At 54.7% G+C, this 316-nt stretch carries 1 tRNA gene and 1 rRNA gene; both read right to left on the bottom strand.

Annotation, left to right across the window (positions count from 1 at the left end):
• Positions 1-40: 40 nt before the first annotated feature.
• Positions 41-114: transfer RNA gene (locus ETC02_RS17235), tRNA-Ile, on the bottom strand.
• A gap of 84 nt (positions 115-198) precedes the next feature.
• Positions 199-316, bottom strand: a 16S ribosomal RNA gene (locus ETC02_RS17230); the annotation flags it as partial.

The following is a 316-nucleotide window of genomic DNA, read 5'->3' as shown; positions in this document are numbered from 1 at the left end:
AGCAGGCGCTCTCCCAGCTGAGCTAAGGCCCCGCAACCGATGGGCCTAAGTGGACTTGAACCACCGACCTCACGCTTATCAGGCGTGCGCTCTGACCAGCTGAGCTATAGGCCCATGGAGGGAAAGTTCCCTCAAAACTAAACAAAACGACAAGCGTCATTATAATCAAACCGAAAAAGTTTGTCAATACATCCTTAGAAAGGAGGTGATCCAGCCGCACCTTCCGGTACGGCTACCTTGTTACGACTTCACCCCAATCACTTGCCCCACCTTCGGCGGCTGGCTCCCTTGCGGGTTACCTCACCGACTTCGGGTG

Source organism: Geobacillus sp. DSP4a (assembly GCF_013096875.1).
GTDB classification, from domain to species: domain Bacteria; phylum Bacillota; class Bacilli; order Bacillales; family Anoxybacillaceae; genus Geobacillus; species Geobacillus thermophilus.
The sequence above is the reverse complement of the archived record's forward strand: the minus strand, read 5'-3'. Positions and strand labels throughout refer to the sequence as shown.